Raw genomic sequence first — 21636 nt, 5'->3', positions numbered from 1 at the left:
TACGGCGTGTCCTGCAACGGCCCACCCGTCCCGCCCATCACGTATCAATCAAGGCGCTGCACGGAACGCTTGATAAACCTTATTCCGCCAACATCGCCGTCAGTTTCTCCCGCGCCGGCCCGGCCAGCTTCGGGTTATCCAGCGCAAAGCGGATCGTCGCCTCCACCAGCCCCAGATGCGTGCCGCAGTCGAAGCGGGTGCCCTCGAAACGATAGGCATCAACCTCTTCGGTCTTCAGCAGCTGCGCGATCGCGTCGGTCAGCTGGATCTCGCCACCGGCACCGCTGCCGGTCTGCTCCAGCAGCTCGAAGATCTTCGGGCTCAGTACATAACGGCCGACCACCGCCAGGTCGCTCGGCGCGTCCTCCGGCTTCGGCTTCTCCACGATCTGCGAAATGCGACCCTTGCGGCCGTCGAACGCGTCAGTGGCCACGATGCCGTAGCTGGCAGTCTTGTCGTGCGGCACGTCTTCAACGGCGATCACGCTTGCACCACTGGCCTCGTTGAGGTCGGCCATCTGCTTCAGTGCGCCGTCGCCGCGGTTCCAGATCAGGTCATCCGGCAGCAGCACCGCGAACGGCTCGTCGCCGATCACGGCCTTGGCGCACAGCACCGCATGGCCCAGGCCCAGGGCCTCGGCCTGGGTCACGAAGATCGCACGCACGCCGTTGGGCAGCACGTGGCGGATCATCTCCAGCTGTTCCTGTTTGCCGGCGCGCTCGAGCTTCTGCTCCAGCTCGTAGGCCTTGTCGAAGTAGTCGGCGACCGCGTGCTTGTAGCGGTTGGTAATGAACACCAGCGTGTCACAGCCCGCTTCGATCGCCTCATCGACCGCGTACTGGATCAGCGGACGATCAATGATCGGCAACATTTCCTTCGGAACCGTCTTGGTTGCCGGCAAAAAGCGCGTCCCGAGCCCTGCCACTGGAAAAACTGCCTTGCGAATTCGCTTGCTCATTGGTGCCTGTTGGCCTCACGTGCCGGAAAAGGCACGACTTTAGCGGATGAAATGTAAGCATCCTGTTCGATAGGAGAAAACTCCGGCATCGTCGCGAACAGGATCTCCTGGATGCTGGTGGTGTCGTAACCAGCCACGGCATCGCGCAGGCGTGGAACATTGCCCAACACCAGATCACGCGAGAACGTGCGTACACCGGCCTCGAGAATCTTCGGGTGCGCGGTGGAACGGTAGTCCTCGTCCGAATAGAACAGCGTCTCGTGCAGCTTCTCGCCCGGACGCAGCCCGGTGTAGATGATCGGAATGTCCTTGTACGGCTGCTTGCCGGCCAGGCGGATCATCTGCTCGGCCAGCACGCGGATCGGCACCGGCTCGCCCATGTCGAGCGTATAGATCGCACCGTGCGACGCCGAAGCGGCCGCCTGCAGGATCAGCTGGCAGGCCTCCGGGATGGTCATGAAGTAGCGACTGACCTCCGGATCGGTGACGGTCACCGGCCCGCCACGCAGGATCTGTTCGCGGAACAACGGCACCACGCTGCCTGCAGAGGCCAGCACGTTGCCGAAGCGCACCGTGACGAAACGGGTATGCGTGGACTTCTGGTCCAGGCTCTGGCAGATCATCTCCGCATAGCGCTTGCTGGCGCCCAGCGCATTGACCGGGTCGACCGCCTTGTCGGTGGAGATGAACACGAAATGCTCCACGCGTGCCTCCAGGCAGGCGCGGGCCACGTTCTCGGTGGCCAGGATGTTGTTGCGCACCGCTTCGCGCAGCTGCCGCTCCAGCACCGGCACATGCTTGTAGGCGGCGGCATGGAAGGCGGTGTCGACGGGGTGCAGCGACAGGGCGTGGCGGATCACCGCCGGGTCACCGCAGTCGCCCAGCACCGCTTCGACCTCGACATCCGGGAAGCTGCGCCGCAGCTCGCCCTCGATTGTCAGCAGCAGCAGCTCGCTGATCTCGAGCAGGATGATGCGGCCGGCGCCGTGACGCGCGCACTGGCGGCACAGCTCGGAGCCGATCGAACCACCGGCGCCGGTGACCATCACCGTACGCCCGCCCAACCAGCCACGGATCAGGTTCCAGTCCGGCATGATCGGCTTACGGCCGAGCAGGTCCTCGATCGCCACTTCCTTCAACTGCCCCGGCAGCGACTGGCCCTGCAGGATATCGCTGAGCTTGGGCACGGTGCGGAACGGCACGCCGGTGCTTTCGCAGATGGCGACGATGCGCTGCATGCCCGCAGCGTCCAGCGACGGAATGGCGATCACCAGCAGCTTGGCCGCGGTCTCGCGGACCACTGTCGGCGCATCGTCCAGGGTGCCGAGGATCGGCAGGCCCTGCAGCTTGGCACCGCGCAGGTGCGGCGCGTCGTCCAGCAGGCCGACCGGCTCGAAATTGCCCGAACGGCGCAGGTCACGGACCAGGGTCTCGGCGGCCTGGCCGGCACCCAGGATCAGCACGCGACGCGCGGACGAGTCCGACTGCAGCGCCTGATAGTCCTTCCAGGCCCGGTACAGCAGGCGCGGCGCGCCCAGCAGCGCCGACAGCGCGAACGGATAGATCACCAGCACCGACATCGGCACGCCGTCGAAGCGCTTCCACATCAGCACCAGCACGATGGCGACCATGCCGATGAAGCTGGCCTTGAAGATGTTCAGCAGGTCGCTGACGCTGGCGAACCGCCACAGGCCGCGATAGAGGCCGACGCGCCAGAACACCATGCCCTGCAGCAGCAGCACCAGCGTGGTGTCGACGTTCCAGAGTGGGAGCTCGGGGGCGTTGGCCAGGATCGAGTACCGCCCCGCGTGGAGCAGCTGCCAGCACGCCCAGACCATGAACAGGTCATGGCAGACGATGGCCGAACGCGGCATCAGGCCGAGGATTCTGTCCCGCCAGGGTGAAGCCATAAGTCAGGTATTTCCTTTTGGGTGGCGCAATCCATTGCGCAGGAGGAGCCAGAGGACGCTCAGCGCGGTGAACCACGCGATCGCCACGGCAGCCTCCCACCTCGGCTGCAAATTGGAGCAGACATTAAGCACTGTAATACTGAACAGGCCCAAAGCAAAGTACATCCCTGTTACCTGGGCGTGACTGGCTCCTGCCTGCACCGCGCGCTGGTAAACGTGCTGGGTATGGGGTTCCATCCAGCGTTGTCCGGAAATGATGCGCGCCAGCAGTGTGAAGCCCGCGTCCACAAGGAAGGGCGATGCCGACACCAGCAGCAGCATCCAGTGGATGTCGGTCTTTACGCTGGCCAGTGCCAGCACTGCCGCCACCGCGTAGCCCAGCGCGCCACTTCCGACATCGCCCATGAAGATCCGGGCCCGCGGGAAGTTGAACGGCAGGAAGCCAAGGCAGGCCAGGCCCAACGCGACCGCCGCCAGCGAGTACGGCCAAGGCAGCAGCGGCGCCAGTCCCAGCGCGACCACGATGGCCTGGCTGGCGGCGATGCCGTTGATCCCATCCATGAAATTCCAGATGTTGATCAGCGAAGCGGTGAACAGCAGGACCAGTACGGCCAGCAGCCAGCTGCCGCCATGGACCTTGACCAGCGCGGCCAGCAGCGCGGCGGCGATGAAGTGCACCATCAGGCGGCGCATGGCCGGAAGCGGCCGGTGGTCGTCCCACCAGCCGATACCCGCCACCAGCGCCAGGCCAAGGCTGGCGACCAGCAGGCTCGGACGCGCTTCGGGCCAGGCCCACATGGCAACACCGGCGGTCACCAGCAGGCTGATGACGATGGCGATGCCGCCGCCACGCGGGGTCGCCACGCTATGACTGCGGCGTTCGCCCGGCTGGTCAAACAGTTGCCGGCGCAGCGCATAGCCCCGCGCTGCCCAGGTCAGTGCCGCACTCAGCAGGGCCAGACCCAGCAGCGCGCCCATCACGAGCCACGGCATGGATCAGAGCACCGCGTAGTTCAGCAGCGGCTTGACCGTACCCCACTCCTTGCAGCTCGGGCACTGCCAGTGGTGGGTGCGCGCACCGAAACCACAACGGGTGCAGCGATAGGCCGGATTGCGCACCAGCAACTGGTCGGTGATGTGCTTGAGGTCGTGCAGGGTCGCCGTGGAATCGGCACCTTCAGCCAGGGTCAGGTCGATCAGCGCGGACTCGCCACGCACCGACGGGCGATCCTTGAGCTGGCGGCCCAGGTAGGCACGGGCCGGGGCCACGCCCTCCTGCTCTTCCATCAGACGGGTCAGCGCCAGCACCGGGGCAATGCCACGGTAATGCTCGGTCATCTCCGACAGGAAGGCGCGCGCGCCGGCCAGATCGCCCACCTTGCGGTAGTTCTGCATCAGCGCCGGCAGCAGCTCCGGCAGGTACTCCGGATCGTTGCGCGCCGCGCGCTCGAAGGCGCGCACGGCCGCTTCCGGATTGCCGGCATCGGTTTCCAGGCGGCCTTCAATGATGCCGGCACGGACCGACATCGCATCGGCCTGGTAGGCCCGGGCAATCGCTGCCCTCGCCTCTTCCAGCTTGCCGGCACCGCGGAAGCGTTCGGCCAGTTCGCATTCGAACTGCCCGATCAGCTTGCCCATCGGCTCGCCGGTGACATCCTCGAAACGGGTGGCGTTATCGATCGCCTTTTCCCAGTCGCGCTCGGCCTGGTAGATGCCGATCAGGTGCTTGAGTGCCTGCGGGGCACGCTGGTCCAGCTGGGCCAGTTCGGTGAATACGGTTTCGGCGCGGTCCAGCAGGCCGGACTTCATGTAATCCTCGCCCAGCGCCAGCAGCGCCTGCACGCGCTGCGCATCACTCAGGTCATGGCGATTGACCAGGCCCTGATGCAGGCGGATGGCGCGGTCGACTTCACCACGGCGGCGGAACAGATGGCCCAGCGCGACCTGGGTCTCGAAGGTTTCCTTGTCCAGCTCGGCGATGTGCAGGAACAGCTCGATGGCCTTGTCCGGCTGCTCGTTGAGCAGGTAGTTCAGGCCACGGAAATAGGTGCTCGACAGGCGGCTGACCTGGCTGTCACCGTGGCGTTGACCACCACGCCGTCCGATCACCCACCCGGCCAGTGCGGCCAGCGGAACGAACAGGAAGAACCAGAACCACTCGGTGACGAAATCCATCTTCGATCAGCGTCCATCAAAAGATTGGGGGGAAGCAACCGGTGCCGGCGTGGCGACAGCGGACTTGTTGGCGCGGCGCAACTGGCTGTAGAGCGGAATGACCACGCTCACCAGCACCAGGCCAGCGCCGACGATGACACCGATCAGCAATGCGGCAATGATTGCCACGCCGACCGAGGTCTTCAGTTGGGTGAAAACAAGGTTGATGGTCATCTCGTCCATGTTCATGGCACCGATGATCAACCCAAGAATGAGTACCGCCAGCAGGACCAGCAGACGAAAAACCTTCATGCGACAGCTCCAGTGGCAGGAGTCCGTAGCTTATCCGACTCGCGGCTGGATTCGCACGCGGTGGCGCGACGGGAGGCTCAGGCCGGATCGGCGTCCAGCGGCAGCACACTGCTGACCCGCTCGCGCAGTTCCTTGCCCGGCTTGAAATGGGGGACGTGCTTGCCCGGCAGGGCAACCGATTCGCCGGTCTTCGGGTTGCGACCCAGGCGCGGCGGACGATAGTGCAGCGAGAAGCTGCCAAAACCACGGATTTCGATGCGATCCCCGGCGGACAGCGATCCGCCCATCATTTCCAGCAACGACTTCACCGCCAGATCGACATCATCGGCCTTCAGGTGCGCCTGGCGGCGCGCAAGGATTTCGATCAGTTCGGATTTGGTCATTACCGGCTCACATCAGGGGTATCCCAGCCTGAAACGGCCCGGGCAATGCCCGGGCCGTCCAGGAAACAACGAACAGCGTAAGGCCGATTACTCGGACTTGTTGCCGTTCAGCTGTGCACGCAGCAGCGCGCCCAGCTGGGTGGTGCCGCTGGAAGCCGAAGAGGACTGGTATTCCTCCAGCACTTCGCGCATTTCAGCGTCGTCCTTGGCCTTGATCGACAGCTGCAGGGTACGGCCCTTGCGGTCCATGCCCACGAACTTGGCTTCGACCTTGTCGCCGACCTTCAGGTGCTGGGTGGCGTCGTCAACGCGCTCGTTGGCGATGTCGCGGGCCGAGACGTAACCTTCGATGCCGTCAGCCAGCTCGATGATCGCGCCCTTGGCGTCGACTTCCTTCACCACGCCTTCGACCTTGGAGCCCTTCGGATTGGCAGCCATGTACTGGCCGAACGGATCCTGCTCCAGCTGCTTCACGCCCAGGGAGATGCGCTCGCGCTCCGGATCGACAGCCAGGACGACGGCGTCCAGGGTATCGCCCTTCTTGAAGTTGCGAACGACGTCTTCGCCGGTGGTGTTCCAGCTGATGTCGGACAGGTGGACCAGGCCGTCGATGCCGCCGTCCAGGCCGATGAAGATGCCGAAGTCGGTGATCGACTTGATCTGGCCCGACACCTTGTCACCCTTCTTGTGGGTGGCAGCGAAGGTTTCCCACGGATTGGCGGCAACCTGCTTCATGCCCAGCGAGATACGGCGACGCTCTTCATCGACGTCCAGCACCATCACTTCGACTTCATCACCAACCTGGACAACCTTGGACGGGTTGACGTTCTTGTTGGTCCAATCCATCTCGGAGACGTGCACCAGGCCTTCGACGCCCGGCTCGATCTCAACGAACGCACCGTAATCGGTGACGTTGGAGACCTTGCCGAAGACGCGGCTGTTGGCCGGGTAACGACGGCCGATGTTGTCCCACGGATCCTCGCCCAGCTGCTTCAGGCCCAGCGAAACGCGGTTGCGCTCGCGGTCGAACTTCAGCACGCGGACGTCCAGCTCGTCGCCGACGTTCACGACTTCCGACGGGTGACGCACGCGCTTCCACGCCATGTCGGTGATGTGCAGCAGGCCGTCGATACCGCCCAGGTCCACGAACGCGCCGTAATCGGTCAGGTTCTTGACGACACCCTTCAGGATCGCGCCTTCCTGCAGCTTGTCCATCAGCTGCTCGCGCTCTTCCGAGTGCTCGCTTTCGACGACAGCGCGGCGCGAGACCACGACGTTGTTACGCTTGCGGTCCAGCTTGATGAGCTTGAACTCGAGCTCCTTGCCTTCCAGGTAGGCCGGATCGCGCACCGGGCGCACATCGACCAGGGAACCCGGCAGGAAGGCGCGGACATCCTTGATGTCCACGGTGAAACCACCCTTGACCTTGCCGCTGATGCGGCCGGTGATGGTTTCGTTCTTTTCCAACGCTTCTTCCAGCTCGTCCCACACCATCGCGCGCTTGGCCTTCTCGCGCGACAGGACGGTTTCGCCGAAGCCGTTCTCGATCGAGTCGAGGGCGACCTTGACGATGTCGCCTTCGGCGACGTCGATTTCGCCAGCGTCGTTACGGAACTGTTCGATCGGCACGATGCCTTCGGACTTCAGGCCAGCGTTGATCACCACGACATCGCCGCGGACTTCAACAACGGTACCGCTGACGATGGCGCCCGGCTTCAGCTTGGCCAGGTTGGCCTGGCTGGCTTCAAACAGTTCGGCAAATGATTCGGTCATTAGATTTACTCTGTTGGACACATGGGTCGGTGGCGTCCCCTTCAGGGGAATGGCGACCGCCCGCCTGTTGGTCGACCCCGGAAACGCAGGTCGTGTGTAGTAGGAAAACCGCCACGCATCATTGCGCGACGGAGCTGGTACAGCACTGTTATGCGCGACCACCGCCGATGCTGCTGGCAGTGCTCCCGCGCGAACGGATCAGGCAGCCGGAACCGGAAGCAGATCCATCACTCTGGCAACGACATCTGCGATGCCGATGCCTGTGGTGTCGATGAGGACAGCATCGTCTGCCGGCTTCAGGGGCGCCACGGTACGCTGAGCATCACGGGCGTCGCGGGCCATGATCTCGCGCAGGAGGTCATCAAAGTTAACAGAAACCCCCTTGTCTTTCAACTGCTTATGCCGGCGCTCGGCGCGCTCCTCGGCACTGGCGGTCAGGAAGACCTTATAGGGGGCGTCCTTGAAGATCACCGTACCCATGTCGCGGCCATCGGCAACCAGGCCGGGCAGCTCCCTGAATGCGCGCTGGCGCTCCTTCAGGGCCGCGCGGACCTCCGGAATGGCGGCAATGGCCGAGGCCAGGGCGCCAGTGGTCTCCAGGCGCAGCTCGTCGGTGGCATCGGTGCCGTTGACCATGACCCGCATCGACTCGCCCTGCTCAACAAACTGAACATGGGTGTCGAAGGTGCAGCGCACCAGTGCCGAGGCATCGGACGTATCAATGTCGGCCCAGCTCGCGGCCACGCCCACTGCCCGGTACAGCGCGCCCGAATCCAGGTAATGCCAGCCCATCCGGCGCGCGATGATGCGGCTGATGGTACCCTTGCCGGCCCCGGAAGGGCCGTCGATGGTCAGGACGGGAGCGAGTGGATTCATGGGGTTCCCAGAGCGTGTGAAGGGGTCATTCTAGCCCCTGCCAGACACCCCCAGCGGGATCTTTTGTGCAACCACTTGAAACCACGAGGAAAAGCCCGGTAGAATGGCGGGCTTGAACGAGCGTCAACTGCCGATTGTCTTTCGCATATCGCGGCCACGCTCCACCCGAACAACTACTGTTTACGCCGAGGTATGCCATGAAAGTCCTGTCCTCCCTGAAGTCGGCGAAGGCCCGTCACCGTGACTGCAAGGTCGTGCGTCGTCGTGGCAAGATCTTCGTCATCTGCAAGTCGAACCCGCGTTTCAAGGCGCGTCAGCGCTAAGCCTCACAGCCTTCCGGCTGCGGCTGGCCCTACGCGGGGCCGACCCGATGCAAGAAACCGCCTTCGGGCGGTTTTTTGTTTATGCGGCTTTTTCCTGCCGTTTTTGCTGTAATCGCCTTTCTTGACCACTGGGGAGTAGATCGAGATGAAGCGTTACCTGTCCGCCTTGGCCGTGATGGCCACCCTGGCCGCCGCCACACCGGCACTGGCCGATACCCTGCTTGTCGACCGCGCCCGCGAGAAGCCGGCCGGTGCCCTGCCCGTGCGCGGCCAGAGCATGCAGCAGGTGCAGGCGCAGTTCGGCGCGCCCAGCGAGCAGCTGCAGCCACGTGGCGGACAGAAGCGGCAGTGGCCGACCATCAACCGCTGGGTGTACCCGCAGTTCACCGTCTACTTCGAGAAGCAGAAGGTGATCGACGTGGTGGCCAACCAGGCGGACCCGAACGAAATCGGCCCGAAACCGCCGATCCGTTGATCCCTTTACCCGCCGTGGGCGGGCCTGTGTAGCGAGACCATGAACCAGACCCTTCGTTTTCCTGCCGAGTGGGAAGCCCAGAGCGGCGTCCTGATTGCCTGGCCCACTGCCGACACCGACTGGGCCGACCGCCTGGGCCAGGTGGAAGAGACCTACATCGCCCTGGTCGCGGCCATCACCCGCTTCCAGCCGGTGCTGATCTGCGTGGCCGACGACGATGTGGAGACCTATGCCGAGATGCGGCTGCGCTCCAACCGCATCGACATGGACAAGGTCCACTTCACCACGGCGGCCTACGACGATACATGGCTGCGCGACTCCGGCCCGATCACCCTGCGCCGCGCCGACGGCGGCTTCCAGCTGCTGGATTTCCGCTTCACCGGCTGGGGCGGCAAGTTCGACGCCACCCTGGATGACCAGCTGGTGGGCGTGCTCGACCAGGCCGGTGTGTTCAACGACGCGCCGGTGCGCAGCATCCCGTTCGCGCTGGAAGGCGGCGGCATCGAGACCGACGGCGAAGGCACCCTGCTGACCACCTGGAAGTGCCTGCACGAGCGCCACCCGGACCGCGACCGCGCCAGCCTGAGCGCCGACCTGGCCGACTGGCTGCAGCAGGACCGCGTGCTGTGGCTGGACCACGGCTACCTGGAAGGCGACGACACCGACGCGCATATCGACACCCTCGCCCGCTTCGCCTCGGCTGACAGCATCGTCTACCAGGCCTGCGACGACGCGAGCGACTCGCACTACGCCGAGCTGCAGGCGATGGGCAACGAACTGGCCGCGCTGCGCACCAAGGACGGCCAGCCGTATCGCCTGTTCCCGCTGCCGTGGGCACAGCCAGTGATCGACGAAGGCCGCCGCCTGGCTGCGTCGTACGCCAATTACCTGATCGTCAATGGTGCGGTGCTGATGCCGGCCTACGGTGATCCGGCCGACGACCTGGCCCGCGACGTGCTGGCGCAGGCGCACCCGGGCCGCGAGATCGTGCAGGTGCCCTGCCGCTCGCTGATCTGGCAGAACGGCAGCCTGCACTGCATCACCATGCAGCTGCCGGAAGGGCTGTTGAAGGCGTAAGCCGAACCGGTAGCGCCGGGCCATGCCCGGCGAACGCTGCCGCATCTGGAAAATCCGCCGGGCATGGCCCGGCGCTACCGATTGCGTGCACCCATTCAGCGCGCGACACGCCGTCGCCGCCCATCCGCGCTAACATGCTGGTTTTCCCCCGCAGGAACGCCCCGCATGAACTCGCGCAGCCCCCTTACCGTCGCCCTGATCCAGGAGCGCAACCACGGTGATGCCGCCGCCAACCTGGCGGTGATCGAAGCACGCGTGGCCGAGGCGGCTGCGCAGGGTGCCAAGCTGGTGCTGCTGCAGGAACTGCATAACGGTCCGTACTTCTGCCAGCACGAGTCGGTGGACGAGTTCGACCTGGCCGAGCCGATTCCGGGCCCGAGCACCGAGCGCCTGGGCGCGCTGGCGAAGAAGCATGGCGTGGTGCTGGTGGGCTCGCTGTTCGAGCGCCGCGCTGCCGGCCTGTACCACAACACCGCCGTCGTCTTCGAGAAGGACGGCACGTTGCTGGGCAAGTACCGCAAGATGCATATCCCGGACGACCCGGGCTTCTACGAGAAGTTCTACTTCACCCCGGGCGACATCGGCTTCAAGCCGATCGACACCTCGGTGGGCCGCCTTGGCGTGCTGGTGTGCTGGGACCAGTGGTACCCGGAAGCGGCACGCCTGATGGCGCTGGCCGGTGCCGAACTGCTGCTCTACCCGACCGCGATCGGCTGGGACCCGGACGACGTGCAGGACGAGAAGACCCGCCAGCGCGACGCCTGGGTGCTGAGCCACCGCGGCCACGCCGTGGCCAACGGCCTGCCGGTGCTGAGCTGCAACCGCGTCGGCCACGAGGCTTCGCCGCTGGGCGCGTCGGGCATCCAGTTCTGGGGCAACAGCCACGTGCTTGGCCCGCAGGGTGAGTTCCTGGCCGAAGCCGGCACCGAAGCCACCGTGCTGCTGTGCAATGTCGACCTGCAGCGCAGCGAGCACGTGCGCCGCATCTGGCCGTTCCTGCGCGACCGACGCATCGACGCGTACGGTGACCTGCTCAAGCGCTACATCGACTGAGCCGGAGCCGCGCATGGCCGTCCTCATCCGTGATGCCGGCCCGGCCGACATCGCCGCGATCACCGCGATCTACGCGGTGGAAGTGACCGACTTCGTCAACACTTACGAGTACGACATCCCGGACGCGTCCGAGATGCTGCGCCGCATGCGCGACATCATCGACCGCGGCTTCCCCTACCTGGTCGCCGAGATCGACGGCCAGGTGGCCGGCTATGCCTACGCCAACACCTACCGTACCCGCGTTGCCTACCAGTGGACCGTGGAGAACTCGGTCTACGTCGATGCCGCGTTCCAGGGCAAGGGCGTTGGCACCGGCCTGCTGCAGGCGTTGATCGATGCCTGCGTGGCGCGTGGCTACCGGCAGATGGTGGCGGTGATCGGCGAACCGACCAATACCGCTTCAATCAAGCTGCACGAACGCTTCGGCTTCGAGCTGGTCGGCGTGTTCCGTGGCCTCGGCCGCAAGCACGGCCGCTGGCTGGATACCGTGCAGATGCAGCGCGCGCTCGGCGATGGCGCCGACACCGCACCTTCCAATGAATGAACCCATGACCGAAACCCTTCCCGAAACCGGCGACGACCTGTTCGCCGGCCAGCCGGTACGCGTCGTCGAACGCGACGGCGTGCGCTACACCCTGCTGGGCACTGCCCACGTTTCGCGCGCCAGCGTTGAGGCGGTGGAGAAAGCCATCGACAGCGGCCGCTTCGATGCCGTTGCCGTTGAACTGGACCCGCAGCGCCTGCAGGCACTGAGTGATCCGGACACGCTGGCCAAGCTCGACCTGGTCGAGGTGATCCGCAAGGGCCGCGTCGCCCTGTTCGCGGCCAACCTGGCGCTGTCCGCCTACCAGCGCCGCTTGGCCGAACAGCTGGACATCGAGCCGGGCGCCGAACTGAAGCGCGCGGTGGAACTGGCCCGCGAACGCGACCTGCCGGTGCACCTGATCGACCGCGAGGTCGGCCTGACCTTCCGCCGCGCCTCGCAGCGGCTGGGTTTCTTCGGCAAGCTGAAGCTGGTCGCCGGCCTCGGCGCCGGCCTGTTCTCGTCCGAGGAAGTGGGCGAGAACGAGATCGAGAAGCTCAAGCAGGGCGACATGCTGGAATCGAGCTTCGGTGAGTTCGCCAGCGAGAGCCCAGCGCTGTACGAGACCATCATCGGCGAGCGCGACCGCTACATGGCCACGCGCCTGCGCGAGGAGCACAACCCGCAGCAGCGTGAAGTGCTGGCGGTTGTCGGTGCGGGTCACCTTGCAGGCCTGGCGCGCTACCTGGAAACCGACACCGAAGCACCGGCGCCGCTGCGTGCCGAGCTGGAAGCGGTACCGAAGAAGCGCAACATCCCTTGGTTCACGCTGGGCATCCTGGCGATCGTGGCGACCGGCATCGGCGTGGGCTTCTATCGCGGCGGCCTCGGCGTGGGTACCGAGCTGCTGGCGACCTGGGCGATGTATACCGGCGGCCTGGCGGGCCTGGGCTGCCTGCTGGCCGGTGGCCACCCGCTGAGCATCCTCACTGCAATCGCGGTGGCCCCGTTCAAGCCGTTCCGCCTGAGCATCCCGACCGGCGCATTCTCGGCCTTGGTGGAAGCGCGCCTGCGCAAGCCGGCGTATGAGGACTTCCTCAAGCTGCGCGACGATGCGCAGAGCCTGAAGGGCTGGTATCGCAATCGCGTCACCCGCGTGGTGCTGACCTTCATGCTGACCAACATCGGCAGCATGCTCGGCCTGTGGCTGACCACGTTCAAGGTGTGGGGCAAGGTGGCGGGGTAAACCCCTCAACCGGCCACAGAATCTGTAGCGCACGAGCCCACGCTCGGCCGACTCGGCGACGCGGCGACGCGGCGACGCGGCGAACAGCAGCCGAGCATGGGCTCGGCTCTACAGAGACAAACAGACGCGGCGAGCAGAAAAAAGGGGGGAGGCCGCCCCACTACGACCGGCCTCCCCCACACCACAACACGTTGTCGCGCATTACGGTCGAGCAAGCTCGACCACTACACCGGGGTACCCGCCACGACCTCCAGGCCGCGCGCGCGGCGGATCAGCCGCGTCACGGCATTGCGCAGGTCATCGAGCACCGCGTAGATGGTCGGCAGGAACAGCAGGCTGACCACGGTCGAGAACGCCAGGCCCCCGGCAATCGCGCGCGCCATCGGCGCGTACTCCGGGCCGTTGCCGAACATCTGCGTATTGGTCAGCGAGATCGGCACCATCGCCAGGATCGCCGTGCCCATGGTCATCATGATCGGGCGCAGGCGCTCGCGCGAGCCTTCAACCAATGCCTGCGTTCGGCCCATGCCGCCGCGCCGCAGGTTGTTGATGTGCTCGATCATCACGATGCCGTTGTTCACCACCACGCCCATCAGCACCAGGATGCCGATGAAGGACATGATCCCGAACGAGGTGCCGGTGATCCAGAACAGCCAGAACACGCCGAAGATCGAGAACAGCACGCCACTCATGATTGCCGCCGGGAACAGCAGCGACTCGAACACCGCCGCCATCACCACGTAGATCATCACCAGCGCGATCAACAGGTTGAACACCATCTGCTGCATCGCTTCGTCATCGTTGCCGTAGTCACCGCCATCGAAGGTGAAGCCATAGCCGGCCGGGAAGTTCATCGGCTTGAGCACCGACTCCATCGCCTTGCGGCCATCCGGTGCGGTGACCTTCTCGGCCAGGTTGGCCTTGATGGTCAGCGTGGTCTGGCGGTTGGTGCGGCCGATCTGGGTGGCCGACGAGCCGACGTCAACGGTGACCAGGCTCAGCAGCGGCACGCTGCGGCCGTCGCCGGTGCGCACGCTGAAACCGGCCAGGTCTTCCGGGCTGCTCTGCTCGGCGCCAGCGAAGCGCACCCACACCGGCACTTCATTGTCGCCGCGGCGGAACTCGCGCATCGGCGCACCGCGCAGGGCCAGGCCGACGAAGCTGGCCACCTGTTCGGCATTGAAGCCGAATGCGGCGGCGCGCTCGCGGTCGACGCGCACCTTCAGCTCACCGCCCTTCTCACCATTGTCGATGCGCACATCGCGCAGCTCGGCACGCTGGGCCAGCAGCGGCACCACTTCCTGGCCGATCTCCTGCAGCATGGAACTGGAGTCGCCGACCAGCTGCACCTGCACGCCCTGGTTGCCGCCGCCCCCCCCATCGCCGCCCTGGTTGCCGACGAAGTAGTCGGTGCGGGCTGACTTCGGCAGGCCCTTGCGCAGTTCTTCCTGCAGCGCCTTGATGTCCTTGGCGTACTTCTCGTCCAGGGTGACCACGGTGGAGCTGCCTTCCTGCTCGCTGTACCAGGAATAGACCTGCTTGACGTGCAGGCGTTCACGGTTGGCATCGATCCAGTTCTCCACCCGCGCCACTTCCTCGGACATCTGCCGGTAGGTGTAGGCGCCCTTCCACATGTAGCCGATGAAGATGTCCTTGCCGCCGTCACCACCGAACATGTCGATCTTGGTCAGCTTCATCGGCACCAGGCTGACCAGCACCACCAGCAGAATGCCGAGCAGGCTCCAGCCACGATGGTGCAGCGACCAGTCCAGCAGTTGCGCATAGCGGCGCTGCAGGCGCGCGATCATGCCGGTCTGCGAGTGCACCAGCTTGGGCGTGGCCATGCGCGCGGACAGCATCGGGATCAGGCTGACCGCAACCAGCCACGAGGCCAACAGCGAGACCGAGATGGTGATCGCAATCTGCGCCATGAAGATGCTGATGTTGTTGGTCTCGCCAAACAGGTTCGGCACGAACACGATGCAGTGGCACAGCGTGCCGGCGCTGAGCGCGATGGCCACGTTGCGGGTGCCGATGATCGAGGCCAGCCGCGGCTGCCCCGGGAGGCGCTCGCGCTCCTGGTAGATGCTCTCCACCACCACCACGGCGTTGTCGACCAGCATGCCCACCGCCAGCAGCAGGCCCATCATGGTCAGGATGTTCAGCGTCACCCCGACGAAGTACATGAAGCCCAGGGTGATGGTGAAGCAGATTGGAATGGCCAGGGTCACCATCAGCGTCGATGGCCAGTGGCGCAGGAAGAAGAACAGCACCGTCACCGACAGGATCAGGCCGACCGCACCGGCCTCGGCCAGCTCCAGCAGCGAGGAGGTCACCGCCTTGCCCTGGTTGTCGATCACTTTGATCTGCACATCGCGCATCGACGGCTCCGCGCGGATCGATTCGACCTCGGCCAGCGCCGCGCGCGAGACTTCCACCAGGTTGGCACTGCGTTCCTTGAAGATGTCCAGGCCGACGGCCGGGTTGCCGTCCAGGCGACGCCCGTAGTTCATCCGCGCCGGTTTCAGGCGCACGTCGGCGATGTCGCCCAGGCGCAGGCCCTTGGCGTTGATCACCAGGTCGCGCATTTCCTGCAGGTCGGTGATCTCGCCCACCGGCTGCACGCGCACGCGCTGGCCGTTGTCGTCGATCTGCCCGGCCGAGATCGAGAAGTTCAGCGTGCGCAAACGCTCGCTCAGCTCGTTGATGCTCAGACCGTGCGCGTTGAGCCGGTTCGGATCGATGGCGATCTCCACCTCGTTCGGCGGCGCACCGGTGATGTCGACGCGTGCCACGCCGGGGATGCGCTCGATGCGCCGCTTGAATTCACGGTCGAGCATGTCATAGGCGGTGGTCAGGTCGGTGGTGCTGGCCAGTCGCACCTTCAGCACCGGCTGGTCACTGCTGGACCACTTGAACACGTTGTAGCGCTGCAGGTCGTCCGGCAAGTCGCTGCGGATCGCGTCGATGCGTTCGCGTGCATCGGAGGCGGCGATGGCGATATCGCGGTCCCAGTCGCTGAACTCGATGAAGATCAGCGCCGCCTCGGAGGTGGCCGACGAGCGCATGCGCTTGATGCCGGTCATCGTCGCCAGCGATTCCTCCACCGGGCGGATGATGGTCCGCTCCACTTCCTCCGGCGTCGAACCGGTGTACGGGATCTGCACGAACAGGAACGGCGCGGAGATGTCCGGCAGCGCTTCCAGCGGCAGCCGGAACGAGGCTATCAGGCCGATCACCACCAGTGACACGAAACACATGATGGTGGTGACCGGACGGCGGATGGAGAACTCGGCAACACTCATGCCGGTTCCTCCGCACCCGCCGCGCTGCCTGCTGCACCCGGCTCGATCTCACCGGCGTGCTTGCGGCCACGCTCGCGGTAATAGGCATCACCGCGGCGATCCATCAGGTCGTACACCACCGGGATCACCAGCAGGGTGAGCAGGGTCGACACCAGCAGGCCACCGATCACGGTGATCGCCATCGGTGCACGCACTTCAGCGCCCTCGCCCATCGCCACCGCCAGCGGCAGGAAGCCGAACAGCGTGCACAGCGTGGTCATGATGATCGGCCGCAGGCGCGAACGTGCACCTTCCACCAGGGCCTCATGCTTGGCCACGCCGGCCTCGCGCAGCTGGTTGACCTTGTCGATCAGGATGATCGCATTCTTGGTGACCAGGCCCACCAGCAGGATCAAGCCGATGAACACCACCACCGAGATGGGCTTGCCGGTCAGCATCAGTGCCAGGATCGCGCCGACCAGCGCCAGCGGGATGGTGAACAGGATCACGAACGGATGCAGCAGCGACTCGAACTGCGAGGCCATCACCAGGTAGACCAGGAAGATCGCCAGGCCGAAGGCGAAGATCAGCGACTTCGCCGCCTGCGCCAGCTCCTCACCCTGGCCGCCGATGTGCAGGCCGACACCCGCGCCCAGCGGTTGCTCGGCCACCATCTGCTGCACTTCACGCATGGCCGCACCCAGATCGATGTCGCGCAGGTTGGCCGAGACCACCGCAACGCGGGTCTGGTCGGCACGATGGATCTCGCTGGGGCCGGTGGTGGCAACCACGTCGGCAACCGCGTCCAGCGTCACCGGACGGGTGCTGCCCGGATTGACGATCAGCCGACGGATGCTTTCCACACTGGCACGATCACCTTCCTGCGCACGCACCAGCACATCGATCTTGCGGTCACGGAAGCTGTAACGGGTGGCCACGTCGCCACGCACCTTCTTCACCACCACATCGGCGATCTGACGCGTGGTCAGGCCCAGCGCACCCGCGCGTTCCTGGTCGAATCGGATCTGGATTTCCGGGAAGCCCTCTTCCACCGTCGACTTCACGTCGGCGTAGTGCGCATTACCGCGCAGCATCGCCGCCAGGCGCTGGCCGGCCACTTCGAGCGTCGCCATGTCCTGCCCACGCAGCTCGATTTCCAGCGGCGTAGAGAAGCTGAACAGCGCCGGGCGCGCGAAGTCGACCTGTGCACCCGGATGCTGGCCCATGGTGTCACGCAGGCGCTCGGTGATCTCCGCCTCGGTGCGCGCGTTGCCGCCGCCTTCCATCACCACGGTCAGCTTGCCGATGTTCTCGCCGCTTTCGGTCGGGCTGGCATCCAGGCGGGTGCCGCTGCCACTGACACCATACAGCGAGGCCACGCCTTCACCCTTGCCATGCGCCAGCTGCAGCTCGCGTACCAGCGCATCGGTCTGCTTCAGCGGCGTGCCTGCCGGCAGCTTCACCGTCATTTCGAAGCGGTCCTGTGCCAGCTGCGGAATCAGGTCGGCACCGAGCATCGGCACCAGCGCCATGGTCGCCACGAAGATGATCGTGGCCACGCCCAGCACCTTGCCCGGGTGCGCCAGCGCGCTCGGCAGCAGTCGCAGGTAGCCGCGCTCGGCACCGGCATAGGGCTTCATCGCCAGATCGCTGGCCTTGCGCATCACTGGGCCAACCACCGCCACCACGCCACGCCACGCCCGCACGACCAGCCAGGCCAGTGCATAGAAGCTCCAGCGCGCGGTCGCCACGGCACCACGGCGACCCAGCGCCACCGGCTTCTGCCAACGGTTCTGCGGCTGCCACGGTTCGTTCGGCGCCTCTTCCGGGAACGCCAGCGGCGGCCGTCCCTTCAGCGAGCTCAGCATCGGGATCAGCGTCATTGACACCAGCAGCGAGATCGCAATGGCGATCGCCACGGTCAGTGCCTGGTCGCGGAACAGCTGGCCGGCGATGCCGTCGACGAACACCAGCGGCAGGAACACCGCGATGGTGGTCAGGGTCGAGGCGACCACCGCCATGCTCACTTCGCGGGTACCGACGATGGCCGCCTGCAGGATGCCCAGGCCACGCTCGCGGGCCTTGGCGATGCTCTCCAGCACCACGATCGAGTCGTCCACCACCAGGCCGGTGGCCAGTGCCAAACCGCCCAGCGACATCACGTTCAAGCTCAGGCCGAGCTGGCCCATGAAGAAGAACGTGGCGATGATCGAGACCGGCAGCGACAGGCTGATAACGAACGTGCTCCAGCCATCACGCAGGAACAGGAAGATGATCAGGATCGCCAGCAGGCCACCGATCACCGCATCCTTCTTGACATCGGCGATGGCGTGCTCGATGAAGCGCGACTGGTCCTCGATGGTGGTCATCTCGACGTCGGACGGGAACGTGCCCTTGATCTGCTCCAGGCGCTTGCGCAGCGCTTCGGCGGTGGACACGGTATTGGCGTCGCCTTCCTTGTAGATCGCCAGTTCGACCGATTCCTTGCCGCCCAGGCGGATCACCGCTTCGCGCTCCTTGTAGCCCTGGCGCACGGTGGCCACGTCCTTCAGGCGCACCGGCACACCGTTGGCGACCACGCTGGAGCTGCCGCCGGATGATGCGCTCTGCGCCGCCGACGCCGCAGCGATGGCCGCCGCCGAACCGGTCGACGCGGCAATGTTGAACATCTGCTGCAGTGCCGAGTCGGCCGCGCTGCCGTTCGACGCCTGGGTGGTGACCAGCAGATTGCGGATTTCCTCCAGATCGGCGAACTGGTTGACGGTGCGCACCAGGAAGCGCTGCGAACCCTCCTCCAAGCGGCCGCCGGAGATGTTGATGTTCTCGTCCTTCAGGCGCTTGATGACGGTGTCGATCGGCAGGTTCAGCTGCGCCAGCTTCTGCTGGTCGATGTCGACCTGGATCTCGTCTTCCAGGCCACCGCCGACCTTGACCGCTGCGACGCCGGTGACCGGCTCCAGCTTCTTCTTCAGGTCTTCATCGGCATAGCGGCGCAGGCCGGTCAGCTCGCGGATCGCATCGGCATCGCTGGCCGGTGCCGCCTTGTTCGACAGCACCAGGCGCATGATCGGCTCGGTGGACGGATTGAAGCGCAGCAGCACCGGGGCCTTGGCCTCCAGTGGCAGGTTCAGCGCTTCCATCTTGTCGCGCACCTCCAGGCTGGCCTGGTCCATGTTGGTGCCCCAGGCGAACTCCAGCACCACGTCGCTCTGTCCGGTGCGCGAGACCGACTTCAGCTTGCGCAGGTTCTTGACCACGCCGACCGCTTCTTCGACCGGCTGGGTGATCAAGGTTTCGATTTCGGTCGGCGCCGCACCGGTGTACTCGGTGCGCACGGTCAGCGTCGGGTAGCTCAGGTCAGGCAGCAGGTTGACCTTGAGGTTGCCCAGCGCGATCAGCCCGAACAGCAGCAGGGTGACCGTGCACATGGCGATGGTCACGCGGCGGCGGGTGGCGAATTCCACCAGGCCGCCGCGCATGCCCGCGGCGGCGCCGTCGCTCGCCGGCGAGGCACCGTGGTCGTGGCCCGGGGCGGTCATTGCTTGCTCCCGGCCTTGTCTGCCGGCTTGGCGGCCGCTGCGACCGTCTTCGCCTTTGCCTTCGGATCGGCGATCACCTGCACTGCGGTGCCGTCGCGCAGCGCGACCTTGCCGGCGGTGACCACCTGATCACCGGCCGCCAGGCCATCACGGATCTCCACCCACGGGCCCTCGGCGTAACCCAGCTTGACCGGAACGCGTGCGACCTTGCCTTCGCGCACCCGGAACACCGCCGGCTCACCGTCGTCGAGCAGCGCCAGGCGCGGCACCACCAGCGCATCGGCACGCTGGTCGTAATCGATGCGGATGCGGCCGAACATGCCGGGCTGCAGCGCGTGCGCGGCGCCGTCGAAGGCACTGACCACGCGAAACGTGCCGCTGCCCGAATCCACCACCGGCGCGATGCGATCGACGGTGCCGGTGAAGCTCTGCCCCGGCAGTGCATCGGCAGCCAGTGTCACCGGCTGGCCGGCGCGCAGCGTGGCCAGCTCGCGCTCGGGCACATTGAGCGTGGCTTCCAGCCGCGAGTTGTCGACGATGCGGAAGATCGGCGTGTTGATCTGCACGAAGTTGCCGGTCTTGATCGAGCGCGAGGCGATCACGCCGGAGATCGGCGCCACCACCGTGGTGTAGGACAGCTCCAGCGTGGCCAGGCGGTACTGCGCACGGACGTTTTCCAGGTCGTAGCGCAGCTGGTCAACGCTGGCCGCACTGACCAGCTGCTGGACGACCAGCTTCTGTGCACGCTGATAGTCGTTTTCCAGCTTGCGCATCTGCGCTTCGCTCTGCGCCACGGCCAGGCGTGCGCGGTCCGGGTCCAGGCGCACCAGCGGCTGGCCAGCGGTCACCCGCTGGCCTTCCTCGACCAGCACCGCCAGCGCCACGCCGGAGGTCTTGGCGACCACCTGCGATTCGGCGCGTGGTTCCAACGCGGCGGTACCGGTGTAGCTGGCCGCGACGGCACGGTGGCTGGCCACGGCCACTTCGACCGGGACCGCGTCGACCTTCTTCTCCTCCTTGGTCTCGGCGGCCTTGGCTTCGGAATTGGGCCCTGCGGCGCAACCGCCCAGCAGCAGGGAGGTGGAGATCAGCAGTGCGGCAGCGCAGATTCCGCTGCGACGGCCGGACAGGAAGGTTGGGTGCGACATCGTCAGGTCCCTGGAGGATGCGTGGACAGGTGTGGTAGCAAAGTAATGCACCACTTCACGGCAACACCATATCCCAAAGGTCATGGTGCCTTCGTGCCACTGGTCGGCCCGCCCCCCATTTCAGCTAGATGAAACCTGGGGCTATACTCGGGTCGTTCCGTACCCCACGCCGGAACGACCAGACCCGAATCCCCGGAAACGACACCATGCGCCCGCAGCCGCTCGCCGCTTGTCTCGCTCTGGCCGTCCTCCTGCCCCTTGGGGCCGCCGCACAGCCCGCTCCTGCTCCTGCCACACCGGCCCCGGCCCCGGCTCCCGCCGCTGCCCCGGCGCCCGCCGCCCCCACCGGCAACTTCGACAATGGCCGTGTCCTGGCCTACACCTGTCAGGGCTGCCACGGGATCACCGGCTACAAGAACGCCTACCCCAGTTACCGGGTGCCGAAGATCGGCGGCCAGACCCAGCAGTACCTGGCCCAGGCCCTGACCGAGTACCGCCAGGGCAAGCGCCGGCATCCGACGATGCAGGCGCAGTCGATGAGTTTCAGCGAACAGGAGATCGCCGATCTCTCTGTTTACCTGTCCACCGTCAAGTAAGGCCCG

At 65.7% G+C, this 21636-nt stretch carries 18 protein-coding genes; 7 read left to right on the top strand and 11 right to left on the bottom strand.

Translation table 11 applies throughout. The features are described 5' to 3' along the window. Nucleotides 1-79: 79 nt before the first annotated feature. The 8 genes from galU to cmk form a co-directional block, all read right to left on the bottom strand. The gene (gene galU, locus GOC52_RS08760; protein WP_019336276.1) at nt 80-958 is read right to left on the bottom strand and encodes a UTP--glucose-1-phosphate uridylyltransferase GalU; all 879 of its coding nucleotides are present in this window, start codon (nt 956-958) and stop codon (nt 80-82) included. Beyond that, entirely contained in the window at nt 955-2868 is a 1914-nt protein-coding gene (locus tag GOC52_RS08755) for a polysaccharide biosynthesis protein (protein WP_043397011.1), read from the bottom strand. The genes galU and GOC52_RS08755 overlap by 4 nt, the downstream gene beginning before the upstream one ends. A 3-nt stretch (nt 2869-2871) precedes the next feature. After that, nucleotides 2872-3861: an MraY family glycosyltransferase gene (locus GOC52_RS08750; RefSeq protein WP_099560712.1), complete on the bottom strand. Its 990-nt coding sequence runs from the start codon at nt 3859-3861 to the stop codon at nt 2872-2874. Between the two features lie 3 nt (nt 3862-3864). Then, nucleotides 3865-5043 (bottom strand): lipopolysaccharide assembly protein LapB, encoded by a 1179-nt coding sequence (gene lapB / locus GOC52_RS08745; RefSeq protein ID WP_005416232.1) that lies wholly within the window; start codon nt 5041-5043, stop codon nt 3865-3867. A 6-nt stretch (nt 5044-5049) separates the two neighbouring features. Continuing rightward, nucleotides 5050-5334 (bottom strand): LapA family protein, encoded by a 285-nt coding sequence (locus GOC52_RS08740; RefSeq protein WP_049423675.1) that lies wholly within the window; start codon nt 5332-5334, stop codon nt 5050-5052. Between the two features lie 77 nt (nt 5335-5411). Then, nucleotides 5412-5717, bottom strand: a complete 306-nt coding sequence (locus GOC52_RS08735; protein WP_005409286.1) for an integration host factor subunit beta — start codon at nt 5715-5717, stop codon at nt 5412-5414. Between the two features lie 87 nt (nt 5718-5804). Further along, nucleotides 5805-7490: a 30S ribosomal protein S1 gene (rpsA, locus tag GOC52_RS08730; RefSeq protein WP_005416230.1), complete on the bottom strand. Its 1686-nt coding sequence runs from the start codon at nt 7488-7490 to the stop codon at nt 5805-5807. Between the two features lie 198 nt (nt 7491-7688). Then, nucleotides 7689-8366, bottom strand: a complete 678-nt coding sequence (gene cmk, locus GOC52_RS08725) for a (d)CMP kinase (RefSeq protein WP_010484566.1) — start codon at nt 8364-8366, stop codon at nt 7689-7691. A 197-nt stretch (nt 8367-8563) separates the two neighbouring features. Between cmk and ykgO the strand changes: the two genes are divergently transcribed. From ykgO to GOC52_RS08695, 6 genes are all read left to right on the top strand, one after another. After that, entirely contained in the window at nt 8564-8689 is a 126-nt protein-coding gene (ykgO, locus tag GOC52_RS08720; RefSeq protein WP_005409283.1) for a type B 50S ribosomal protein L36, read from the top strand. A 175-nt stretch (nt 8690-8864) separates the two neighbouring features. Continuing rightward, the gene (locus GOC52_RS08715; protein ID WP_227837998.1) at nt 8865-9164 is read left to right on the top strand and encodes a hypothetical protein; all 300 of its coding nucleotides are present in this window, start codon (nt 8865-8867) and stop codon (nt 9162-9164) included. A 39-nt stretch (nt 9165-9203) separates the two neighbouring features. Beyond that, complete coding sequence (locus GOC52_RS08710) at nt 9204-10241, top strand: agmatine deiminase family protein (protein WP_010484562.1); 1038 nt, start codon at nt 9204-9206, stop codon at nt 10239-10241. Between the two features lie 165 nt (nt 10242-10406). Beyond that, nucleotides 10407-11294 (top strand): carbon-nitrogen hydrolase, encoded by an 888-nt coding sequence (locus GOC52_RS08705; protein ID WP_010484560.1) that lies wholly within the window; start codon nt 10407-10409, stop codon nt 11292-11294. 13 nt (nt 11295-11307) lie between these two features. Then, nucleotides 11308-11838 carry a GNAT family N-acetyltransferase gene (locus GOC52_RS08700; RefSeq protein ID WP_005409279.1) on the top strand — a complete coding sequence of 177 codons (531 nt, stop codon included), beginning with the start codon at nt 11308-11310 and terminating at the stop codon, nt 11836-11838. A gap of 4 nt (nt 11839-11842) precedes the next feature. Then, nucleotides 11843-13063 (top strand): TraB/GumN family protein, encoded by a 1221-nt coding sequence (locus GOC52_RS08695; protein WP_005409278.1) that lies wholly within the window; start codon nt 11843-11845, stop codon nt 13061-13063. A 224-nt stretch (nt 13064-13287) separates the two neighbouring features. Here the strand turns inward: GOC52_RS08695 and GOC52_RS08690 are convergent, their stop codons facing one another. The 3 genes from GOC52_RS08690 to GOC52_RS08680 are packed head-to-tail and all read right to left on the bottom strand — an operon-like array spanning nt 13288 to nt 21034. Beyond that, a complete protein-coding gene (locus GOC52_RS08690) occupies nt 13288-16368 on the bottom strand; it encodes an efflux RND transporter permease subunit (protein ID WP_191851148.1) in 3081 nt (1026 codons plus the stop codon). Continuing rightward, a complete protein-coding gene (locus GOC52_RS08685; protein ID WP_191851146.1) occupies nt 16365-19886 on the bottom strand; it encodes an efflux RND transporter permease subunit in 3522 nt (1173 codons plus the stop codon). The genes GOC52_RS08690 and GOC52_RS08685 overlap by 4 nt, the downstream gene beginning before the upstream one ends. Next, a complete protein-coding gene (locus tag GOC52_RS08680) occupies nt 19883-21034 on the bottom strand; it encodes an efflux RND transporter periplasmic adaptor subunit (RefSeq protein ID WP_010484552.1) in 1152 nt (383 codons plus the stop codon). Before GOC52_RS08680 ends, GOC52_RS08685 begins: the two co-directional genes overlap by 4 nt. 206 nt (nt 21035-21240) lie before the next feature. Between GOC52_RS08680 and GOC52_RS08675 the strand changes: the two genes are divergently transcribed. After that, complete coding sequence (locus GOC52_RS08675; protein ID WP_005413034.1) at nt 21241-21630, top strand: c-type cytochrome; 390 nt, start codon at nt 21241-21243, stop codon at nt 21628-21630. The last annotated feature ends 6 nt before the right edge of the window (nt 21631-21636 follow it).

The organism is Stenotrophomonas sp. SXG-1, from assembly GCF_014083965.1.
Taxonomy (GTDB): Bacteria; Pseudomonadota; Gammaproteobacteria; order Xanthomonadales; family Xanthomonadaceae; genus Stenotrophomonas; species Stenotrophomonas geniculata.
This window is presented reverse-complemented; position numbering and strand designations above follow the sequence as displayed.

Bases quoted from the DNA above. Each gene is read 5' to 3' on its own strand.
- galU (WP_019336276.1), bottom strand. From the start codon at position 958: ATGAGCAAGCGAATTCGCAAGGCAGTTTTTCCAGTGGCAGGGCTCGGG.
- GOC52_RS08755 (WP_043397011.1), bottom strand. From the start codon at position 2,868: ATGGCTTCACCCTGGCGGGACAGAATCCTCGGCCTGATGCCGCGTTCG.
- GOC52_RS08750 (WP_099560712.1), bottom strand. From the start codon at position 3,861: ATGCCGTGGCTCGTGATGGGCGCGCTGCTGGGTCTGGCCCTGCTGAGT.
- lapB (WP_005416232.1), bottom strand. From the start codon at position 5,043: ATGGATTTCGTCACCGAGTGGTTCTGGTTCTTCCTGTTCGTTCCGCTG.
- GOC52_RS08740 (WP_049423675.1), bottom strand. From the start codon at position 5,334: ATGAAGGTTTTTCGTCTGCTGGTCCTGCTGGCGGTACTCATTCTTGGG.
- GOC52_RS08735 (WP_005409286.1), bottom strand. From the start codon at position 5,717: ATGACCAAATCCGAACTGATCGAAATCCTTGCGCGCCGCCAGGCGCAC.
- rpsA (WP_005416230.1), bottom strand. From the start codon at position 7,490: ATGACCGAATCATTTGCCGAACTGTTTGAAGCCAGCCAGGCCAACCTG.
- cmk (WP_010484566.1), bottom strand. From the start codon at position 8,366: ATGAATCCACTCGCTCCCGTCCTGACCATCGACGGCCCTTCCGGGGCC.
- ykgO (WP_005409283.1), top strand. From the start codon at position 8,564: ATGAAAGTCCTGTCCTCCCTGAAGTCGGCGAAGGCCCGTCACCGTGAC.
- GOC52_RS08715 (WP_227837998.1), top strand. From the start codon at position 8,865: ATGGCCACCCTGGCCGCCGCCACACCGGCACTGGCCGATACCCTGCTT.
- GOC52_RS08710 (WP_010484562.1), top strand. From the start codon at position 9,204: ATGAACCAGACCCTTCGTTTTCCTGCCGAGTGGGAAGCCCAGAGCGGC.
- GOC52_RS08705 (WP_010484560.1), top strand. From the start codon at position 10,407: ATGAACTCGCGCAGCCCCCTTACCGTCGCCCTGATCCAGGAGCGCAAC.
- GOC52_RS08700 (WP_005409279.1), top strand. From the start codon at position 11,308: ATGGCCGTCCTCATCCGTGATGCCGGCCCGGCCGACATCGCCGCGATC.
- GOC52_RS08695 (WP_005409278.1), top strand. From the start codon at position 11,843: ATGACCGAAACCCTTCCCGAAACCGGCGACGACCTGTTCGCCGGCCAG.
- GOC52_RS08690 (WP_191851148.1), bottom strand. From the start codon at position 16,368: ATGAGTGTTGCCGAGTTCTCCATCCGCCGTCCGGTCACCACCATCATG.
- GOC52_RS08685 (WP_191851146.1), bottom strand. From the start codon at position 19,886: ATGACCGCCCCGGGCCACGACCACGGTGCCTCGCCGGCGAGCGACGGC.
- GOC52_RS08680 (WP_010484552.1), bottom strand. From the start codon at position 21,034: ATGTCGCACCCAACCTTCCTGTCCGGCCGTCGCAGCGGAATCTGCGCT.
- GOC52_RS08675 (WP_005413034.1), top strand. From the start codon at position 21,241: ATGCGCCCGCAGCCGCTCGCCGCTTGTCTCGCTCTGGCCGTCCTCCTG.